Consider the following 287-nt stretch of genomic DNA (forward strand, 5'->3'; position numbering starts at 1 on the left):
TAAACCAACTTAATAAACTTCTTTTACAGAGATCAATGAATGATTTTACTCGTCTTTTATTGTCCGAAATGCCGTGATAGTTAACCCATCCCCTGACAATTAACTTTACTCTGTAAAGAATGTCGTTGGTTTCCTTGGCCGTCAGATTTTCCCGCAGATATTGTTTAATTTCCTTGAGTTTGGCACTAAATCGGTCACGACGACTTTTAAATTTTAGTCGCCAGTACCCATTTCGCGTTTTACCCCAGTAACAAGTAAACCCCAGGAATTTGTAGGTCGGTAAACGT

Annotated in this window: 1 protein-coding gene; it reads right to left on the reverse strand. The window is 38.7% G+C overall.

The genetic code is table 11. The features are described 5' to 3' along the window. Positions 1 to 287, reverse strand: a 287-nt coding sequence (locus Lnau_RS16260) for a group II intron maturase-specific domain-containing protein (protein ID WP_274520290.1), incomplete at both ends; no start/stop codon positions are given.

Origin of the sequence: Legionella nautarum, assembly GCF_001467895.1 — a bacterium.
Taxonomy (GTDB): Bacteria; Pseudomonadota; Gammaproteobacteria; order Legionellales; family Legionellaceae; genus Tatlockia; species Tatlockia nautarum.